This window comes from Streptomyces sp. NPDC107559 (genome assembly GCF_055657365.1).
Window position 1 is genome coordinate 21,057 of record NZ_JBVKBD010000032.1, and the last position, 17,070, is coordinate 38,126.

Consider the following 17,070-nt stretch of genomic DNA (forward strand, 5'->3'; position numbering starts at 1 on the left):
GGTCCCGGGTCCATGTCGGAAAGGGGGGACCCCCCCAGACGGGAAACGCGGGGAGAAAAAGGGGGGGGGGGGGGGCGGGGTCACTAGGAAGCCCCCCGCCCCCCACAGCCCTTTTGTTTCCCCCGGGGGAGTGTGCTCATCGGGCCGGACCGCCTCCCGGGACAGCCCATGCCCGCGGAGGGAGGCGCCTGGCGTGGCTCAGCCGGCCGCGTTGTAGCGCTGGAGGTGATGGGCCAGCTGTTGCAGGTCCGCGTCCTGCCAGTCGGCGAAGCGGTGCGCGAAGGCGGCCCGGCGCCGTTCGTTCGCCCGCTCCAGCAGCCGCAGGCCCTGCTCGGACGGCCGGAGGATCTGCCCCCGCTGGTCGCGGGGATCGGTGGCGCGCTCGATCAGCCCGCTGCGCTCCAGCACGGCGATCTGCCGGCTGACCGTGGACTTGTCGAGCAGGAAGTGTGTCGCCAGGTCGGTGCCGCGGCAGCCCCCCGCCCCTTCATGTGGTCGAGCATGCAGTAGGCCACCAGGGTCAGTTCGGGGTGTATCTGCGCCGCGCGCGTACGGGCGCGGCGCGCGAACGCGGTGAGCTCGCGCTGGATCACGGCGATGGCTTCGTCACGGGCCGGCATCGGGACCTCCTCCAAAGTAGATGTATTATACAAATAACAAGGTTGTATTTGCCAATCACATGAAGGGTGCCCTCCACGACCGCTGCCGCGGCCTCCGCCGTCCCGAGAGAAGCTTCCGCGCACGCGGCTTCCCGTCCGGGACGGAGTGTTGGACACGTCGTCCTCCACCTGGTGACCCCACTGCTGATGTGCCTGGGTATGGGACTCGCCTACCTGAGTGCCTTCCACGCCCCCGAGCCGCACGGTATGAAGGTGGCCGTCGTCGGGACCGGTCCGCGGGTGCAGGTTCTGGCGCAGAGCCTCAAGGACAAGGCCGGTGACGCTCTCGACGTCACGACCGTCCCGACGCGCGACGTCGCCGTGGACCGCTTGAGGGACCGGGATCTGGCGGGCGCGTACGTCCCGTCCGCGAAGCATCCGCAGTTGCTGGTCGCCAAGGCCAACTCCGACACCACGGCCATGGCCGCCGAGAGCGTCTTCCGGATGGTGGCGGACAGGCAGCAGGCAGTTCTGGAGGTGACCGACGTGGCACCGACCGCCCACGGGGACCCCACCGGTCAGGGACTCTTCTTCGTCCTGGTGACGATCAGCATCGGCTCCTACGCCAGCGTCGCCGCCATCAGCGCGGCCGGTGCCGCCCTGCGACTGTGGACCCGCGCCGCCATCGGCCTGGCGACCTCGCTGGTGGTCAGCGCCATCGGCATGGTCCTGGCCGGTCCGGTGTTCGACATCGTCGACCACGACTTTGCTTCCGTGTGGGGCCTGGCCTGGCTCTACTCGGCGGGCATCCTCGCCATCGGTATCGGCCTGCACACCTTCCTCAAGCGGTGGACCACGCTGGCGATGATGACGCTCTTCGTGATGCTCAACTTCACGACCTCGGGCGGAATCTTCCGCCTCGAACTGCAAAACGGCTTCTTCGGGGCCCTGCACGCCTTCTGGAACGGGGCGGGATTCGTCGAGGGCGTCCGCGGTGTCCTCTACTTCCCCTCCGGCTCGGGCCTGGGCGGCCGGGTCGTCTCGCTGGTCATCTGGCTCGGAGTCGGCCTCGTCGCGCTCGCCGCGGCGGACATGGCCGAGCGGCGCGGACCACGGGCCGCCTCGCCCGCCCCGGTGCCGACGACCGCGGAGCGGGACACGGAGGAGGAGATGGGCGAGGCCGTCGCCGTCTGACGCAGGCCCGAAGCTCGCGGGCCGGAACCTCCTCGAACCGTTCGGCGTGAGCAGGCCCTGGGCGTGTTTCGAAAGTCCCGTCTGCCCGGCGACGTCTGGCACGCACGCTCGCCGCGTTGTCGGGATCACCCCGATACATCCAGTACCGGGGCGGCCCTCCGCCTTGCGACCGCACGCACCGGACGCCGCCGGGCCCGCCCTTCGGGCGGACGACGCCACTTTCGAAACACCTAGCGGTACTTGTCGAAGTCGTAGCCCCGGTCCGCATACAGACGCCGGGGCTTGCGGCGGGGACGTCCCCGAGTTCCCCGAATCGGCGCGACAGCGTCGAGCAGGGGCAGGAGCTGGGTGACGTCGTGTCGGTTGCCGCCGGTGAGCACGACGGCGAGCGGGGTTTTGTGCCGGTCGACGATCAGGCGGTGCTTGGAGCCGGGGCGAGCGCGGTCGACGGGCGAGGGGCCAACATGGTCCCCCCTAATCCAGTGCGTAAGCAGACGGCCCGGGCCCATGCAACGCCCCGGGGGCAACTGCTCGCGCAGGACAGCGAATGCCTGGATCCCCCCTGGCCGTCAAGGCCTCCTCAAAGAGCGGCATCGCTGTCCGTTGCGGGGTCCGCGGTGATGACGCGGGCGCCGGGCTGATGCCTCCGTTTCCCCGGGCCCGTGAGGCCTCTGTCAAGAGCGGCGCAGCCCGGCGCCTCCGTGATCACCGCGGAACTCGCGGCGACTGCTCGAACGTTGATCGTCACGGCGCGAGCCCTCTCCAGGGTCGACCTCTTGTTCATCCGCGAGCCTGTGAGCTCTGCAGACAGATCGAGCCCCTGGAGTGCGCTGGTGTCGCGAACGGCTACTGAGATGGCGGACCAACGAGTCCTTGGATTAGGGCGCCGCGCGACCCGCATGTGCTCGTGACCTGCATAAACGTACGGATTCGGGAGGACAGCTTGACCGTGTTCTGCTGCATCGACTGGGCGGAGCGACACCACGACGTCGCCCTCGTCGACGAAGCCGGCACCCTGCTCGCCAAGGCCCGTATCACCGACGACGCGGCCGGCTACCACCAGCTCCTGGCCCTCCTGGCCGAGCACGGTGACAGCCCAGACGATCCAATACCGGTGGCCATCGAGACCAGCCACGGCCTCCTGGTCGCGAGCCTGCGCACCGGCAGCCGCCGGGTCTTCGCCATCAATCCGCTCGCCGCCGCCCGATACCGCGACCGCCACGGCGTCAGCCGAAAGAAGTCCGACCCGGGCGACGCTCTGGTTCTTGCGAACATTCTGCGCACCGACATGTATGCCCACCGGCCCCTGCCGGCGGATTCCGAACTCGCCCAGGTCATCACGGTCCTGGCCCGAGCCCAGCAGGACGCCGTCTGGGCTCGGCAGCAGGTCGCCAACCAGGTCCGCTCGCTGCTACGCGAGTACTACCCTGCTGCTCTGCTGGCCTTCCAGGGCAAGCAAGGCGGTCTGACCAGGGCTGATGCCCGTGTCGTCCTCACTTTGGCCCCGACTCCGACCAAGGCCGCGAAGCTCACCCTCGCCCAGTTGCGGACCGCCCTCAAACGCAGTGGCCGCCTCCGCGGCTGCGGGGCGTCTTCCGCGCCCAGTACGCCCACCAGCTCCCCGGCGTCGAGGACGCCTTCGGCCACCAGCTCCTGGCCCTGCTGAAGCAGCTGGACGCCACCTGCCAGGCTGCGGACGACCTCGCGGAGGCGGCCACAGCCGCCTTTCACCAGCACACCGACAGCGAGATCCTGCTCAGCTTCCCGGGCCTTGGGCCCATGCTCGGCGCCCGCGTGCTCGCCGAGCTGGGCGACGACCGGGCACGGTTCACCGACGGCCGGGCGTTGAAGTCGTACGCCGGATCCGCGCCCATCACCCGGGCCTCCGGCAAGAAGCGGTTCGTCGGCCGCCGGTTCGTCAAGAACAACCGCCTCATCAACGCCGGCTTTCACTGGGCCTTCGCCGCCCTCACCGCCTCACCCGGAGCGAACGCGCACTACCGGCGTCGACGAGAACACGGCGACTGGCACGCCGCCGCACAACGGCACTTGCTAAACCGCTTCCTCGGCCAGCTCCATCACTGCCTCAAGAACGGGCAGTTCTTCGACGAACAACGCGCCTTCGCCCCGATGGCTCTGCTTCAGGAAGCGTCGAGCACTCAGACATAGTTGGGGCCGCTGTCGGCTTGCCGCTCACCCGCCTGCCTTGTCCGCTCCGGTTGCCCTGCTCAACTGGGCGGCGAGACGGACTGCTGTCTTCTCCCCAGCTCGCTGCCTGATCAGACCCTCTTTGGCAGCTGCGCGAAGCCAGATCTCCGAGCTGTCACCATCGGCCTTCAGCACTCGCGCGGTCACCACTACGGGATTCAGACCGGCAGCACCGCCGCTGGCGACGATGCGGATAGTTTCGTCCTCACCCAGGCGAACCGGTACGGCCTCGATGACGCGGCCCGCCCTCCCGAGCACACCGGAGACGCACTTCACCGCATCGTCGAACGGCAAGGGAACAAGCAGATCGACCTCATGGACGTTCTTCCTCATCAACTTAGCCACCACTCGAACCAAACGACCACTACCCCCGCCCACTGCGCCAAGAGCAGCAAGCTCCTCAGCCAAGATCTGGTCTTCGCTCTGATCCACGGACCCCACCCTCACCGACAGACCGCTCCTACCGGGCCACCACCTGCTGTCCCGCCCGGCAGACCATGGTGACGTATGCAGATCGTTGAAGCACGCCCCGGCTTGCCGTCGTCCCGACCCGGCAGACGGCTTGACTTGTTAACCCCCTGAGATGTCTTTGAGGGCCCGGACGTGCGAGCCGTCCACGGAGCAGTCGTCCAGGTCCAGCAGGTCGGCACGGCGCAGCTCGGTCAGCAGGGCGGCGTGCAGGCGTGGCCAGACGCCGGCCTCGGTCCAGTCCCGTAGCCGGCGCCAGGCCGTCACGCCGGAACAGCCCACGGTCTCCGCCGGGACGTCTCGCCAGGCGACACCGGTCCGCAGCACGAACAGGACACCGGCGAGTGCTGTTCGGTCAGGAACACGCAACCGCCCGGGATGCCGGTGGCGTCGTTCGGGAGCGGGTGGCAGCAACGGGGCCACCCCCTCCCACAGGTCGTCCGGAACAAGATCAGCACGCACCCGGACACCCTGCCGACCAAGATCGTCCAGCACAAGACCCGCAGCTCAACTCATTCTGAAACGATTTCTAATGTCGTTTGTCAAGTCGCGAGGGCTGTCGGCGGAGTCGGCTCGTAGCATCGTTGGTCGCGTAGAAGAGCCCAGAGAACGTCGACGCGACGGCGGGCGAGAGCGAGGACGGCTTGGGTGTGGCGCTTGCCCTCGGCCCGTTTGCGATCGTAGAAGCGGCGGGACTCCTCGCTCCTTCGGATGCTGAACAGCGCGGAGGTGTAGAAGACGCGTTGGAGGCGGCGGTTGTATCGCTGGGGCCGACGCAGGTTGCCGCTGATCTTGCCCGAGTCACGTGGAACCGGCGCGACGCCGCCGAAGCTGGCGAGGCGGTCGGAGGTTCCGAAGACGGTCATGTCTCCGCCGGTGGCGGCCAGGAACTCGGCACCGAGGATGATGCCCAGCCCGGGCATGCTGGTGATCACGTCAAAGTGGTGGTGGTCGCGAAACCGGGCCTCGATGAGTTTGTCGAGCTCGGCAACCTGCAGGTTGAGAGCCATTACCTCCTTCGCCAGCGTGTGCACCATCCGTGCGATCAGCCTCTCGCTGGGCAGGCTGGTGTGCTGGCGCTCGGCGGCCTGGGAGGCCGTCTCCGCCAGCTGGTCGGCGTTGCGAATGCTGCGGTTGCGTAGCCAGGTCGCCAGCCGCTCACGCGCCCGGTGCGCCGCCCGAGGGCCGTCCACGACGGGACTCACTCCGATCAGGGCACCGTACGGGGGGACCAGGGCGGCGGCGAAGTCGTCGATCCCCAGGGGCCCGAGCTCGGCGAGGAGCAGCTCGCGGCCCGGCGAGGACGCCCGGTGGACGAGGAGCCTGTCCGGGGTCGCGGTGCCGGCGGTGGCGTCGCGTCCGGGGCGCCCGCCCGGACGGACGACCGCCACGACGAATCGCCCCGACCGGGGAAGACCCAGCACGGCGGCCGCGTCGGCTGCCTCGCGCGCGGAGGGCCGCCCCCACAGCAGCGAGTCGAGGGCCGTCCTCCGTTCCTCCGCGCCGACGGCGGTGTCGTGTCCGACCCTCAGGTAGGCGTCCACCATCAACCGGCTGTCCCGCTCGAACATGTCCCACACCTCCGCCGCGGCCCGGACCATGAGCCGGGTGCCCTCCGGGCCGTGGGCCTCGCCCTCGCGCACCAGCGCCAGCCACAGCAGATCGCCGGCCGTCCGGTAGGCGGACCTCATGGCCTTCAGGGGGAACCCTTGCCGGGCCCGGTGGCCTCCCACCCACGTCAGGTACTCGGCGGACGCCCCGCTGCGCAGGGGGTCGGCCAGACCGTCCAGCCCCGCTGCCACGGCGGCCGTCGCCTCGGCGGCGAAATCGGGCGGGACCGTCAGAGGGGACCTGTACGCCGGGTGTTTCTCCCGGACGTGCTCGACCAGGCGCTCGGTGAAGGTCGTGACCCGTCGGCGTACGAGTCGCGCCGACGTCTGGAGCAGTTCGCGGTGGGACGGGCCCAGAAGGGGCGGTCCGTCCGTCGGCGAGGGCGATGCCATCCGAACCTCCTTGCAGGCTGCCACGGCATCGAACGGAACGGGGCACAAGGGCGTCCGCGGTGCCGCATCAGCGTTCTTACCGTCGGGCCGCTCTCTCCGGAAGGGGCCGAGACACAACCTTGACCTGCGGATCTATCAGGACTCGCCCTCCGGCACTGCCTGGAGCGGGGAAGGTAGCGCACCCGGGCGGCCGGGGCCAGAGCCGGAGGCAAATTGGTGGGCTGGCACAGTCCGGAGACCTACCGGAAGTGTGCGTCGCTCCACCTCGCCGATCACTCTTGGCGGCGGCCCGCCGTCCTGCTCCCGTAGCTCCTGCCGCGGGGAGCCGGGAGCGGTGTCGAGTCCCGCACGGTGAACCCCCTCGCGGCAGTTGCGTACGTGCCCCACCTGCCGCAAGGAGCCAACTCATGAGTCCACCACCTTCGTCAGGAGGTGCCCTGGAGGTCACCGGTCTGCACGTGACCTACGGACGGTCCGTCCACGCGTTGCGCGGGGTCTCGCTGAAGGTGCCCGCAGGCGGCGTCGTCACGGTCCTCGGTGCCAACGGCGCGGGCAAATCCACGCTGCTGCGGGCCATCTCGGGCACCCTGGGACTGTACGGCGGCTCCGTCGACGCCGGTACGGTCCGCGTCGGAGACCGGGATCTGACGGGCGCGGCGGCGGCCGACCTCGTCGCCGCCGGTGTCGTCCAGGTACCCGAAGGACGCCGGGTCTTCGCCGGCCTGACAGTCGCGGAGAACCTGGCGGCCGGTGAACTCGGCCCACGCCGACGGCGTTCCGCCGAGCGCAGGGCAGCGCGCGACCGGGTCCACGCCCTGTTCCCCGTGCTCGCCGACCGTCATGACCAGGCCGCCGGGCTGCTCTCCGGCGGGGAGCAGCAGATGCTTGCGATGGGCCGGGCGCTGATGGCGGACCCCCGCCTGCTGCTGCTCGACGAGCCCTCCCTCGGCCTCGCGCCGCGGATGGTGGGGCGGATCGCGCGGGTCGTGGCGGAGATCCACCGCCAGGGCGTCGGGGTGTTGCTCGTCGAGCAGAACGCCGCCGTCGCCCTCGAACTCGCCCAGCACGCCTACGTACTGGACGTAGGGGAGGTGCGGCTCACGGGCCCGTCGGCGGAGCTTGCGGCCACCGACGCGGTGAGGCAGCTCTACCTCGGGGAAGCCCCCGAGGACACCGGGCTGGCCGGAGAACCGGAGCCGGCGACGGCGAGCGCGGCCCCGCCCCGCCTGCGGAGGTGGTCGTCGTGAGGGCCCTTCGCCGCCCCGCCGCCCGGACCTTCGCCGACGGCGTACCCCCATTGACCGTCAAGGGCGTCACCGTGCGCTTCGCAGGTCTCGTGGCCCTCGACTCCGTCGGCTTCACCGTCGCGCCGGGCACCATCCACGCCGTCATCGGGCCGAACGGCGCGGGCAAGTCCACCTGCTTCAACGTGCTCTCCGGCGTCTACCGAGCCGCCTCGGGCAGCGTCCGCCTGGGCGACGACGAACTGACCGCGCTGCCTCCGCACCGGATCGCCGCCCTGGGCGTGGCGAGAACGTTCCAGAACATCGTCCTCACCCGAGGCACCGTCGCCGAGAACCTCATGCTCGGCCGTCACACCCTGACCCGGGCCGGGTTCACAGCCACGGCGCTGCGCCTTCCTGGAGCGGTCCGGGAACAGCGGCACCACCGCGAAAGAGCCCGGGAGATCGCGGACTTCCTCAGACTTGGCCCGGTCTTCGACACCCCGGTCGCCGCCCTTCCGTACGGCGACCGCAAGCGGGTCGAGATGGCCAGGGCGCTGTGCATGGAGCCGAGCGTGCTCCTCCTCGACGAGCCCGTCGCCGGCATGAACACCGCAGAGCGGGCCGCGATGGCGGACACGATCGCCGACGTACGCGAAGCCCTCGGGCTGTCCGTCCTCCTCGTCGAGCACGACATGGGCCTCGTGATGCGGCTCGCCGACGAGGTCACCGTCCTCGACTTCGGCCGCCGGATCGGCGGCGGCAGCCCTGAGGCCGTCCAGCGCGACCCCGCCGTGATCCGCGCCTATCTCGGCGCGGGCGAACCCGACGAAGGAGATGAGCCCACGGCCGCGGACCCGGACGGCACCCTCCAGGAGGAAGCACCCGCATGACCACCCTGACCGAGACACTCTTCAACGGCCTGGCCCTCGGCTCGGTCTACGCCCTGGTCACCCTCGGCTTCGTAGTGATCTTCCGGGCGTCCGGGGCGATGAACTTCGCCCACGGCTCGCTGCTGCTTCTCGGCGGCTACCTCGTCGCCCGGCTGCACTCTGCGCTCGGCTTCGCCGGTGCCGTCGCGGTCGCCCTCGTCTGCACGGGCGCGGCCGCCGTCCTCGAAGCGCTCGTCCTGCGCCGGAGCAGAGGGGCGGTGCCAGCGACGCTCGCGATCCTCACCATCGGCGTCGACGTCGTCCTCGCCACCGAGCTGACCCGGCGCATCGGCGCCGACGTGCTGGACCTCGGCGACCCGTGGGGTTCCCAGGTGACGCGGATCCTCGGCGTCACCGTGCCGGACGCCAGGGTCGCGTCGCTCGTGATCGCCGGACTCCTCATCGCCGGCTTCCTCCTGGCTTTCCGGCACACGTCCTGGGGTCTCGCGCTGCGCGCCTCGGCCACCGACCGGGAAGCGGCCGCCCTCATGGGCGTCCGTCTCGGCCGGCTGCAGCTGACCGCCTGGTGCCTGGCCGGGGCGCTCGCCGCCGTGGCGGCGGTGTTCCTCGCCGCGTTCCCCACGCCGGGTCTGGACCGCGCCACCGGCCAGATCGCGCTCAAGGCCTTCCCCGCAGCGATCCTCGGCGGCATGGACTCCGTCGGCGGGGCCCTCGCGCGAAGCCTCGTCATCGGGCTGACGGAGGCGTTCGCCGTCGGCTACCAGGACGAGTTGAGCTTCCTCGGCGAAGGACTCGCCGGCGTCGCGCCGTACGCGGTGATGGTCCTGGTGCTCCTGATCCGCCCCCACGGCCTCTTCGGTTCCAAGGAGCTGACCCGTGTCTGAGACCTTCCCGGCGCTGCTCCGCTGGTACACCGGAACCCTGCGCCTACCCGCCCGCCGAGGCGCGGTCCTCCTCGCGGCCGCTGTGCTCCTGGCCCTCCCTCTGTACGTGGACGGGTTCTGGCTCCAGGCCGGGCTCTTCGCGATGGCGGCGATCGTCGGAGCCCTCGGCATCAACCTCCTCACCGGCACGGCCGGACAACTGTCCCTGGGCCACGCCTTCTTCCTCTCGATCGGCGCCTACGGGTACACCTGGGCGGCGGGCGAGCCCGGCCGGGCGGGGAGCGTCGAACTGGCCGGTCTCGGCCTGCCTCCCGTCCTCGCCTTCGGCGCGGGCATCCTGCTCGTCGGGCTGGCCGGCGTGCTGCTCAGCCCCATCTCCGGCCGGGTCCGCGGCATGTACCTCGGCGTCGCCACCCTGGCACTCGTCTTCCTCGGGCAGCACGCCCTGCAGAACATGACCGCCGTGACCGGCGGATTCAACGGCCGCTCGGTCCCGCCGATGGAGCTCTTCGGCTTCGCCTTCACCGACGGTCCGGCGGACGGACTGACAGTGCTGGGTGTGCCCTTCGGCGCCCTGGAGAGGCTCTGGTACTTCGGGCTGCTGCTCGTCCTGGTCGCCTGGGCGACGGCGCGGCAGCTCACCGCGGGGCGGCCCGGGCGCGCCCTCGGTGCCCTCCGCGACAGCGAGACCGCCGCCGTCGTGATGGGGGTGGCGGGCACCCGCTACCGGGCGGCGGCCTTCGCCGCCTCCTCGATGTACGCGGGGGCTGCGGGCGCGCTCGTGGCCCTGGTCGTGAGCCGGGTGGTCCCCGACTACTTCAGCCTCATGCTCTCGATCGACTACCTCGCCATGATCGTGATCGGCGGTCTCGGTTCCGTCGGCGGCGCCGTGGCGGGAGCCGTGTTCGTGACCCTGCTGCCGCAGTTGTTCGCCCGCTACTCCGACGTCCTGCCGCTGGTCGCCCCGCCCGGAGCGCCGGACGGCGGCCTGGCCCCGTCGGACGCGGCCCGCTTCCTGTACGGCGCCGCCATCCTGCTCGTCCTGCTCTTCGCCCCGGGCGGCCTCGCCGGCCTCCTCCGCTCGTGGCGCGGCCGTTTGCCGAACCCGTTCCGGCCGGATGCCTCCGCTTCCGGAACAAGCCCTCGCACCGATTCGACCAAGGAGCACAGCGCGTGATCTCGAAGAAGCGTCTCACCGTCGCCGTCGCCGCATCCCTCGTGGCGGCTGTACTGTCCGGATGCAGCACCAAGGGCGGCGGTACGGCCACCGACCAGGCGGGCGGCGTGAAGGGCGGCCCCGGCGTGACCGCCGACACCATCAGACTCGGCGTCCTCACGGACATCTCCGGCCCGTTCGCGCCCCTGGGCAAGACCATCCTCCAGTCCGAACAGCTGTACGTGAAGCAGACCAACGCCGCGGGCGGCGTCTGCGGCCGCAAGCTCAAACTCGTCGTCCGGGACCATGGCTACGACGTGCAGAAGGCCGTCGCCCAGTACACGGAGATCGAACCGCAGATCGCCGCGATGCCCGGCCTCGTAGGGTCGCCCGTGATCGCCGCCCTGCTGGACCGGGTGGACGACGACTCGCTCATGACCACCGCGGTGGGCTACTCGTCCAGCCTGCTCGGGCACCGCAGCCTCCAGGTCATCAACAGCACCTACGACGTCGACATGATCAACGGACTCGACTTCCTCGTGAAGGACGCCGGACTCAAGCGGGGAGACAGGATCGGGCAGATCTACGTCGAGGGCGACGCCGGCGAGAACGCGCTCGCCGGAGCCACGTTCGCCGCGGCACAGCACGGGCTGAAGCTCGTCACCCAGAAGGTCAAGCCCACCGACCAGGACATGACCGGCCAGGTCGCCGCACTGCGCAAGGCGGGGGTCAAGGCGGTCGTGGTCACGGTCGGCCCGAAGCAGACCGCCTCGGTCGTCGGCGTCGCCGCCTCCGGATTCCAGGTGCCGTTCCTCTCCTACGCCGCCGGCTTCGTCCCACAGCTCCTCGACAGCCCGGCCGCCCCTGCCGTCCTCAAGCTGCTCAAGGTCGTGTCGCCCACGCCCGCGATGAGCAGCGACAAGCCCGTGGTCCATAAGCTGCTGGCCGACTACCGTGCCGCGTATCCCGGGCAGCCCATCGACCAAGGCGTGGAGGCCGGCCGCAACACCATGGCGGTCGCGATCGAGGACCTCAAGCAGGCCTGTGCCGCCAAGGACCTGAGCCGGAAGGGCATCGTCGCCGCCCACCGTCGCCAGACCGGTTTCGACCTCGGACTCGGCGCCCCGCTGGACTTCTCCCGGCCCAACCGGCCCAGCAGCTCCGAGTCCTTCGTCCTGGCGCCCAAGAAGGGGGTCCCCGGGGGGCTGGTGGGCGTGAAGGACTCCTTCGAGTCGCCGGCGGTGGCCGCGTACCTCGCCAAACTGGACTGATCCGCGGGTGGTCCGCGGCCCCCGATCGGGGGCCGCGGACCACCCGTCCCCTGTGCCTGTTGACGCAACCCAGGGTTGCCTTGGCCCTGGGCACAGACGGTTCGTGCGCCGTCGGCTACCAGCTGCGGATCAACGGCTCGTACATCTGGAGCGCCGCCCGCTCCGGCGACTACGCCTACTTCGGCCCCCTGGCCAACGTGGCCTGCGCCACCGCCTCCACCTTCATGTCGACGGTGGATGTCCAGCCCAACCTCATCGAGGACACGTCTGCGAGTACGGCGAGGGCGCGGGCGCCGAGCGCTTCGGCGCCCGCCTCGGTGACGCGAGGACCCCACAGGTCCTGCGGGTGAGCGTGGACACCCACAGCACCGAGGACATCACCCCGACGGAGGACCCGCTGTTGAAGGCGACGACCGGCCTGCGCGGTGCGGCGGCGGCCGACGACGTCGTCTTCATGTTCGGCATCAAGCACCGAACAGCGTCGACCCGCGCGCCGGTCTTCGATCTTCGCGTTCGAGGGCAGCAAGGGCAAAGTCCTCGGTTCCTCCCTGCGCACCGACCTGATCAACGCCCGTGACGGCGTGGTCGCGTCGGACGGCAACCTCTACCTCGCCGCCCGGAGCACCGCTTCGGGCTCGGCACGCTGGCCAACGACGCCGGCTACATCAGCATCTTCGGCAACCGCCTGGTCGTCTCGGGCTGGCCGGCATGGGGGCTCGGCCTGAGCGTGATCGCCGGAGCCGCCGTGGCCCTCCTGCTGGTCCATCCCCGCGACGCGACGCGGCCTGGCTCGCCGCTCGCGCCTGAGGCGCGCGCAAGAGGTTAACCACAATTCTCTTCCGCGCTGCGGCCCGGCTGCCTCGTCGTCGGGCCCGAGCGCGGCTGCGCGGGGAGAGATTCTCGGCATCAACTACTTTCATGTGTCATGGAAGCCCTTGACAGTACGGCTACACGAGGGGAAAGTGAATTTGCGATAACCAAGGTTTGGGAGGAATGATGAGCCGCAGAGTGCTGGTGGCCGGCGTGGGTATGGTTCCCTTCGCCAAGCCGAGCGCCGCCGCGACCTACGACGAGATGGGCGCGGGCGCGGTCGCCGCGGTCCTGGCCGACTCGGGGCTGTCGTACGACAAGATCCAGCAGGTCTACGCGGGCTACGTCTACGGAGACTCGACCTGCGGACAGCGGGTGGTCTACCGCTTCGGCAGGACCCGGGTGCCGGTGCTCAACGTCAACAACAACTGCGCCTCCGGCTCCTCGGCGCTGTGGCTGGCACGCCAGGCGGTCGAGAGCGGTGTCATCGAGTGCGCGCTCGCCGTCGGGTTCGAGCAGATGTCGCCCGGTGCCCTCACCCCCAAGTGGACCGATCGGCCGTTGCCGCTGACCGACTTCATCACCAGCCTGAAGGAGGTCCACGAGGTCGACCCGGCCCTCCCGATGACCCCGCAATACTTCGGCGCTGCCGGCCTGGAGTACATGGAGAAGTACGGGATGAAGGCGGAGACCTTCGCCAAGGTCTCGGTCAAGGCGCGCCGCCATGCGGCGAACAACCCGTACGCGGTCTTCCGCGACCCGATCACTGAGCAGGACGTCCTCGATTCCCCGCGCATGTCGGGTCCCCTGACCCGCCTGCAGTGCTGCCCGCCCACCTGCGGCGCGGCCGCGGCGATCGTCTGCTCCGAGGACTTCGCCCGCCGCCACGGACTGGCCCCGAAGGTCGCCATCGCGGCGCAGACGCTCGAGTCCGACGCGGACGACCTCTTCGAGAAGAAGAGCGCGATGTCCCTCGTCGGCAGCGACGTGACCCGCGCCGCCGCCCGCGAGGTGTACGAAACGGCCGGCGTCGACCCGTACGACGTCGACGTGGTCGAACTGCACGACTGCTTCACCGTCAACGAGGTGCTCACCTACGAGGGCTTGGGCCTGTGCCCTGAGGGCGGCGCGGAGAAGTTCATCTTCGACGGCGACAACACCTACGGCGGCCGCGTCGTCACCAATCCCTCCGGCGGTCTGCTCTCCAAGGGCCACCCGCTCGGCGCCACCGGTCTCGCGCAGACCGCGGAGATCACCTGGCAGCTGCGCGGCGACGCCGGTGCCCGCCAGGTCCACAACGCGCGGCTCGGCCTCCAGCACAACCTCGGTCTCGGCACCGCCGGTGTCGTCACCCTGTTCGAGAAGGTGTCCTGACCCATGCCCATCGATCCCGCCGTCATCGGCAGCCGCACCCCCGCCTTCGCCACCGAGGCGGAGCGGGGCAGGCTCCGCTTCTTCGCCCGCGCCACCGGCCAGACCGAGGCGGTCTACAGCGATCTGGAAGCGGCCAAGGCCGCCGGCCACCGCGATCTGCCTGTGCCGCCGACGTTCCTCTTCTGCATGGAGATGGACAATCCCGCGCGCAGCTCCTTCCTCACCGACCTGGGCATCGACGTCCGCACCGTGCTCCACGGCGGCCAGGAGTTCACCTACCAGGCCCAGGCGTACGCGGGAGACACACTGACGTTCGTCACCGAGGTGAAGGACGTGTACGCGAAGAAGGGCGGCGCTCTGGAGTTCATCGTCCGTGACACCCACGTGACCCGCGACGGCGAACCCATCGCCACACTCACCGGCACCATCGTGGTGCGCGACCCGAAGGCGGCCACCCGATGACCACGCTGACGGCCGGCGACTCCCTCACCATCGGAGCGCCGAAGATCACCCGGACCACCCTCGCGCTGTACGCGGGCGCCTCCGGCGACCACAACCCGGTCCACATCGACACCGACGCCTGCCGGGCCGTCGGCATCCCGGACGTCTTCGCGCACGGCATGCTCTCGATGGCCTACCTGGGCCGCCTGATCACCGACTGGGTCCCGCAGGAGCGGATCCGCTCCTACGGCGTGCGGTTCTCCGCTATCACGCCGGTCAACGCCGAGCCGGTCTGTACCGGCAAGGTCACCCGCGTCGAGGGTGGCCTCGCCCATCTCGACCTGACCGTGGCCCTCCCCGACGGGACCGTGACCCTCCAGGGCTCCGCCGTCGTCTCCGCCAGCAACTGATCTCTCCCGTAAGGACTTTCACCATGGGTACGCTCGACGGCAAGGTCGCCCTCGTCTCCGGATCCGGCCGTGGTATCGGCCGCGAGGTCGCGCTCAAGCTCGCCTCCGAAGGCGCTGCGGTCGTCATCAACGACCTCGATAAGGAGCCTGCCGAGGAGACCGTCGCCGACATCGTCGCCGCCGGCGGCAAGGCAGTCGCCTGCGTCGGCTCGGTCGTCGAGGACGACTTCGCCGAGCGGTTCGTGAACACCGCGATCGACTCCTTCGGCGGCCTCGACATCATCGTCAACAACGCCGGCTACACCTGGGACACCGTCATCCAGAAGATGACGGATGAGCAGTGGGACGCCATCCTCGATGTCCACCTCAAGGCCCCGTTCCGGATCCTGCGTGCCGCCCAGCCCTACATCAAGGCCAACCCGACCGACTATCACCGCAAGGTCGTCAACGTCTCCTCGGTCTCCGGTCAGTACGGCAACGCCGGCCAGGCCAACTACTCCTCTGCCAAGGCCGGTGTCATCGGACTGACCAAGACGATGGCCAAGGAGTGGGGCCGCTACAAGGTCAACGTCAACGCCGTCGCCTTCGGCTTCATCCTCACCCGCATGACCGAGGCCACCGCGGGCGACGACGCCTTCGTCGAGATCGAGGGCCGGAAGATCAAGGTCGGCATCAGCGCCACCGCCGCGGCCAGCGTCTCGAAGACCATCCCGCTGGGCCGTCCGGGCACCCCGCAGGAGGCCGCCGGCGCCATCTACCTCTTCTGCACCCAGGAGTCGAACTACGTCTCCGGCCAGGTGCTGACCGTGGACGCTGGCAACCGCTGATCCGGCACCGAAGCGGCCGGCGTCGCCGGGACGCCGGCCGGGCCGCTTTCCAGACTCCGAACCGAATCGCAGGGACGCACATGAAGCGCAGCATCTACAACGAGGAGCACGAGTCCTTCCGGGCGATGATCCGGGACTTCATCACCAAGGAGGTGACGCCTTACTTCGAGCAGTGGGAGAGGGGCAACCTCGTCGACCGCGAGCTGTACCGCAAGCTCGGCGCGCTCGGTGTGATGGGCTTCGACATCCCCGAGGAGTACGACGGCGCCGGACCGACCAGCTACCGGTACCAGGCCATCATGTTGGAGGAGACCGCCCGCCAGGGCGTCAACTTCGGCAGCTACAACGTCTCCACGGGCATCGTCCTGCCTTACCTGCTGCGCCTGGCCGACGTGGACCAGAAGAAGCGCTGGCTCCCGGGCATCGCCTCCGGCGACACGATGCTGTGCATCGCGATGACCGAGCCCGGCACCGGCTCCGACCTGGCTGGCATCCGCGCCACGGCGAAGCTGTCGGAGGACGGCACCCACTACGTCCTCAACGGCTCCAAGACCTTCATCACCGGCGCGCGCAACGCCGAACTGTGCATCGTGGTGGCGCGTACCAACCCGGCCACCGAGCAGGACCGCCGCCACGGCCTGAGCCTGTTCGTGGTGCCGACCGACAGCGAGGGCTTCGAGTACGGCCGTAAGCTGGAGAAGATCGGTCTGCGCTCCTCCGACACCTCCGAACTGTCCTTCACCGACGTGCGCGTCCCGGTGGAGAATCTGCTCGGTGAGCAGGACAAGGGCTTCTCCTACCTGGGGCAGAACCTCCCGCGCGAGCGGCTCTCGATCGGTGTCGGCGCCGTGGCCACCGCCACCGCCGCCATCAACTTCGCCCGCGACTACGTGCGGGAGCGCCAGGTCTTCGGCAAGCCCGTCGCCGCCTTCCAGAACACCAAGTTCGTCCTCGCCGAGTGCGCGGCGGAAGTCGAGGCGCTCCAGGCGCTCGTGGACAAGGGCATCGAGCTCGACGACACCCACGAGCTCACCCCGGCCGACGCCGCGAAGATCAAGCTCTTCAGCACCGAGGTCGCGGGCCGTGTCATCGACAAGTGCCTCCAGTTGCACGGCGGTTACGGCTACATGCTGGAGTACCCCATCGCCCGCCTCTACGCCGACACCCGTGTGTCGAGGATCTACGGCGGTACCAGCGAGGTCATGAAGACCATCATCGCCAAGGACCTCGGCCTCTGAGCCGTCAGCGCCGGCCGCCCCGCCCGTCCGACGGGCGGGGCGGCCGGTTTCCCGTACCCGAACGCACAGGA

14 protein-coding genes and 6 pseudogenes are annotated in these 17,070 nt (G+C 69.9%); 14 read left to right on the forward strand and 6 right to left on the reverse strand.

Annotated features, from left to right (window positions below; translation table 11 throughout):
- Positions 1–198: 198 nt before the first annotated feature.
- Positions 199–620: pseudogene (locus ACZ7OY_RS42650) on the reverse strand (MarR family winged helix-turn-helix transcriptional regulator).
- 171 nt (positions 621–791) lie between these two features.
- On the opposite strand from ACZ7OY_RS42650, the gene ACZ7OY_RS42655 reads away from it, so the two are divergent.
- Positions 792–1,793, forward strand: coding sequence for an ABC-2 transporter permease (locus ACZ7OY_RS42655; RefSeq protein ID WP_472250887.1), 1,002 nt, complete (start codon positions 792–794; stop codon positions 1,791–1,793).
- A gap of 233 nt (positions 1,794–2,026) precedes the next feature.
- Here ACZ7OY_RS42655 and ACZ7OY_RS42660 read toward each other — a convergent pair.
- Positions 2,027–2,266, reverse strand: a pseudogene (locus ACZ7OY_RS42660) (transposase); the annotation flags it as partial.
- Between the two features lie 455 nt (positions 2,267–2,721).
- On the opposite strand from ACZ7OY_RS42660, the pseudogene ACZ7OY_RS42665 reads away from it, so the two are divergent.
- Positions 2,722–3,962, forward strand: a pseudogene (locus ACZ7OY_RS42665) (IS110 family RNA-guided transposase).
- A 24-nt stretch (positions 3,963–3,986) separates the two neighbouring features.
- Here ACZ7OY_RS42665 and ACZ7OY_RS42670 read toward each other — a convergent pair.
- The 4 genes and pseudogenes from ACZ7OY_RS42670 to ACZ7OY_RS42685 form a co-directional block, all read right to left on the reverse strand.
- Positions 3,987–4,433: a hypothetical protein gene (locus ACZ7OY_RS42670; protein WP_472250888.1), complete on the reverse strand. Its 447-nt coding sequence runs from the start codon at positions 4,431–4,433 to the stop codon at positions 3,987–3,989.
- Between the two features lie 156 nt (positions 4,434–4,589).
- Positions 4,590–4,931 (reverse strand): annotated as a pseudogene (locus ACZ7OY_RS42675) (transposase); the annotation flags it as partial.
- Positions 4,932–5,011: 80 nt separating this feature from the next.
- Positions 5,012–5,626, reverse strand: a pseudogene (locus ACZ7OY_RS42680) (transposase); the annotation flags it as partial.
- 342 nt (positions 5,627–5,968) lie between these two features.
- Positions 5,969–6,472: pseudogene (locus tag ACZ7OY_RS42685) on the reverse strand (RsbRD N-terminal domain-containing protein); the annotation flags it as partial.
- Positions 6,473–6,879: 407 nt separating this feature from the next.
- Between ACZ7OY_RS42685 and ACZ7OY_RS42690 the strand changes: the two are divergent.
- The 12 genes from ACZ7OY_RS42690 (at position 6,880) to ACZ7OY_RS42745 (ending at position 16,999) form a co-directional block, all read left to right on the forward strand.
- Complete coding sequence (locus ACZ7OY_RS42690) at positions 6,880–7,719, forward strand: ABC transporter ATP-binding protein (protein WP_472250889.1); 840 nt, start codon at positions 6,880–6,882, stop codon at positions 7,717–7,719.
- The gene (locus tag ACZ7OY_RS42695; RefSeq protein ID WP_472250890.1) at positions 7,716–8,588 is read left to right on the forward strand and encodes an ABC transporter ATP-binding protein; all 873 of its coding nucleotides are present in this window, start codon (positions 7,716–7,718) and stop codon (positions 8,586–8,588) included. The genes ACZ7OY_RS42690 and ACZ7OY_RS42695 overlap by 4 nt, the downstream gene beginning before the upstream one ends.
- Positions 8,585–9,472, forward strand: a complete 888-nt coding sequence (locus tag ACZ7OY_RS42700; protein ID WP_472250891.1) for a branched-chain amino acid ABC transporter permease — start codon at positions 8,585–8,587, stop codon at positions 9,470–9,472. The genes ACZ7OY_RS42695 and ACZ7OY_RS42700 overlap by 4 nt, the downstream gene beginning before the upstream one ends.
- Positions 9,465–10,649 carry a branched-chain amino acid ABC transporter permease gene (locus ACZ7OY_RS42705; RefSeq protein WP_472250892.1) on the forward strand — a complete coding sequence of 395 codons (1,185 nt, stop codon included), beginning with the start codon at positions 9,465–9,467 and terminating at the stop codon, positions 10,647–10,649. The genes ACZ7OY_RS42700 and ACZ7OY_RS42705 overlap by 8 nt, the downstream gene beginning before the upstream one ends.
- Positions 10,646–11,899, forward strand: coding sequence for an ABC transporter substrate-binding protein (locus ACZ7OY_RS42710; protein WP_472250893.1), 1,254 nt, complete (start codon positions 10,646–10,648; stop codon positions 11,897–11,899). Before ACZ7OY_RS42705 ends, ACZ7OY_RS42710 begins: the two co-directional genes overlap by 4 nt.
- Positions 11,900–11,979: 80 nt before the next feature.
- Entirely contained in the window at positions 11,980–12,249 is a 270-nt protein-coding gene (locus tag ACZ7OY_RS42715; protein ID WP_472250894.1) for a hypothetical protein, read from the forward strand.
- The gene (locus ACZ7OY_RS42720) at positions 12,246–12,476 is read left to right on the forward strand and encodes a hypothetical protein (protein ID WP_472250895.1); all 231 of its coding nucleotides are present in this window, start codon (positions 12,246–12,248) and stop codon (positions 12,474–12,476) included. The genes ACZ7OY_RS42715 and ACZ7OY_RS42720 overlap by 4 nt, the downstream gene beginning before the upstream one ends.
- A 419-nt stretch (positions 12,477–12,895) precedes the next feature.
- A complete protein-coding gene (locus ACZ7OY_RS42725) occupies positions 12,896–14,083 on the forward strand; it encodes a lipid-transfer protein (RefSeq protein WP_472250921.1) in 1,188 nt (395 codons plus the stop codon).
- Between the two features lie 3 nt (positions 14,084–14,086).
- Positions 14,087–14,545, forward strand: coding sequence for a MaoC family dehydratase N-terminal domain-containing protein (locus tag ACZ7OY_RS42730; RefSeq protein WP_472250896.1), 459 nt, complete (start codon positions 14,087–14,089; stop codon positions 14,543–14,545).
- Positions 14,542–14,934 (forward strand): MaoC/PaaZ C-terminal domain-containing protein, encoded by a 393-nt coding sequence (locus ACZ7OY_RS42735; protein WP_472250897.1) that lies wholly within the window; start codon positions 14,542–14,544, stop codon positions 14,932–14,934. The genes ACZ7OY_RS42730 and ACZ7OY_RS42735 overlap by 4 nt, the downstream gene beginning before the upstream one ends.
- 23 nt (positions 14,935–14,957) lie before the next feature.
- A complete protein-coding gene (locus tag ACZ7OY_RS42740) occupies positions 14,958–15,761 on the forward strand; it encodes an SDR family NAD(P)-dependent oxidoreductase (RefSeq protein WP_472250898.1) in 804 nt (267 codons plus the stop codon).
- Between the two features lie 80 nt (positions 15,762–15,841).
- On the forward strand, positions 15,842–16,999 hold the full coding sequence (locus ACZ7OY_RS42745) for an acyl-CoA dehydrogenase family protein (RefSeq protein WP_472250899.1): 1,158 nt from the start codon (positions 15,842–15,844) through the stop codon (positions 16,997–16,999).
- Positions 17,000–17,070: the final 71 nt, after the last annotated feature.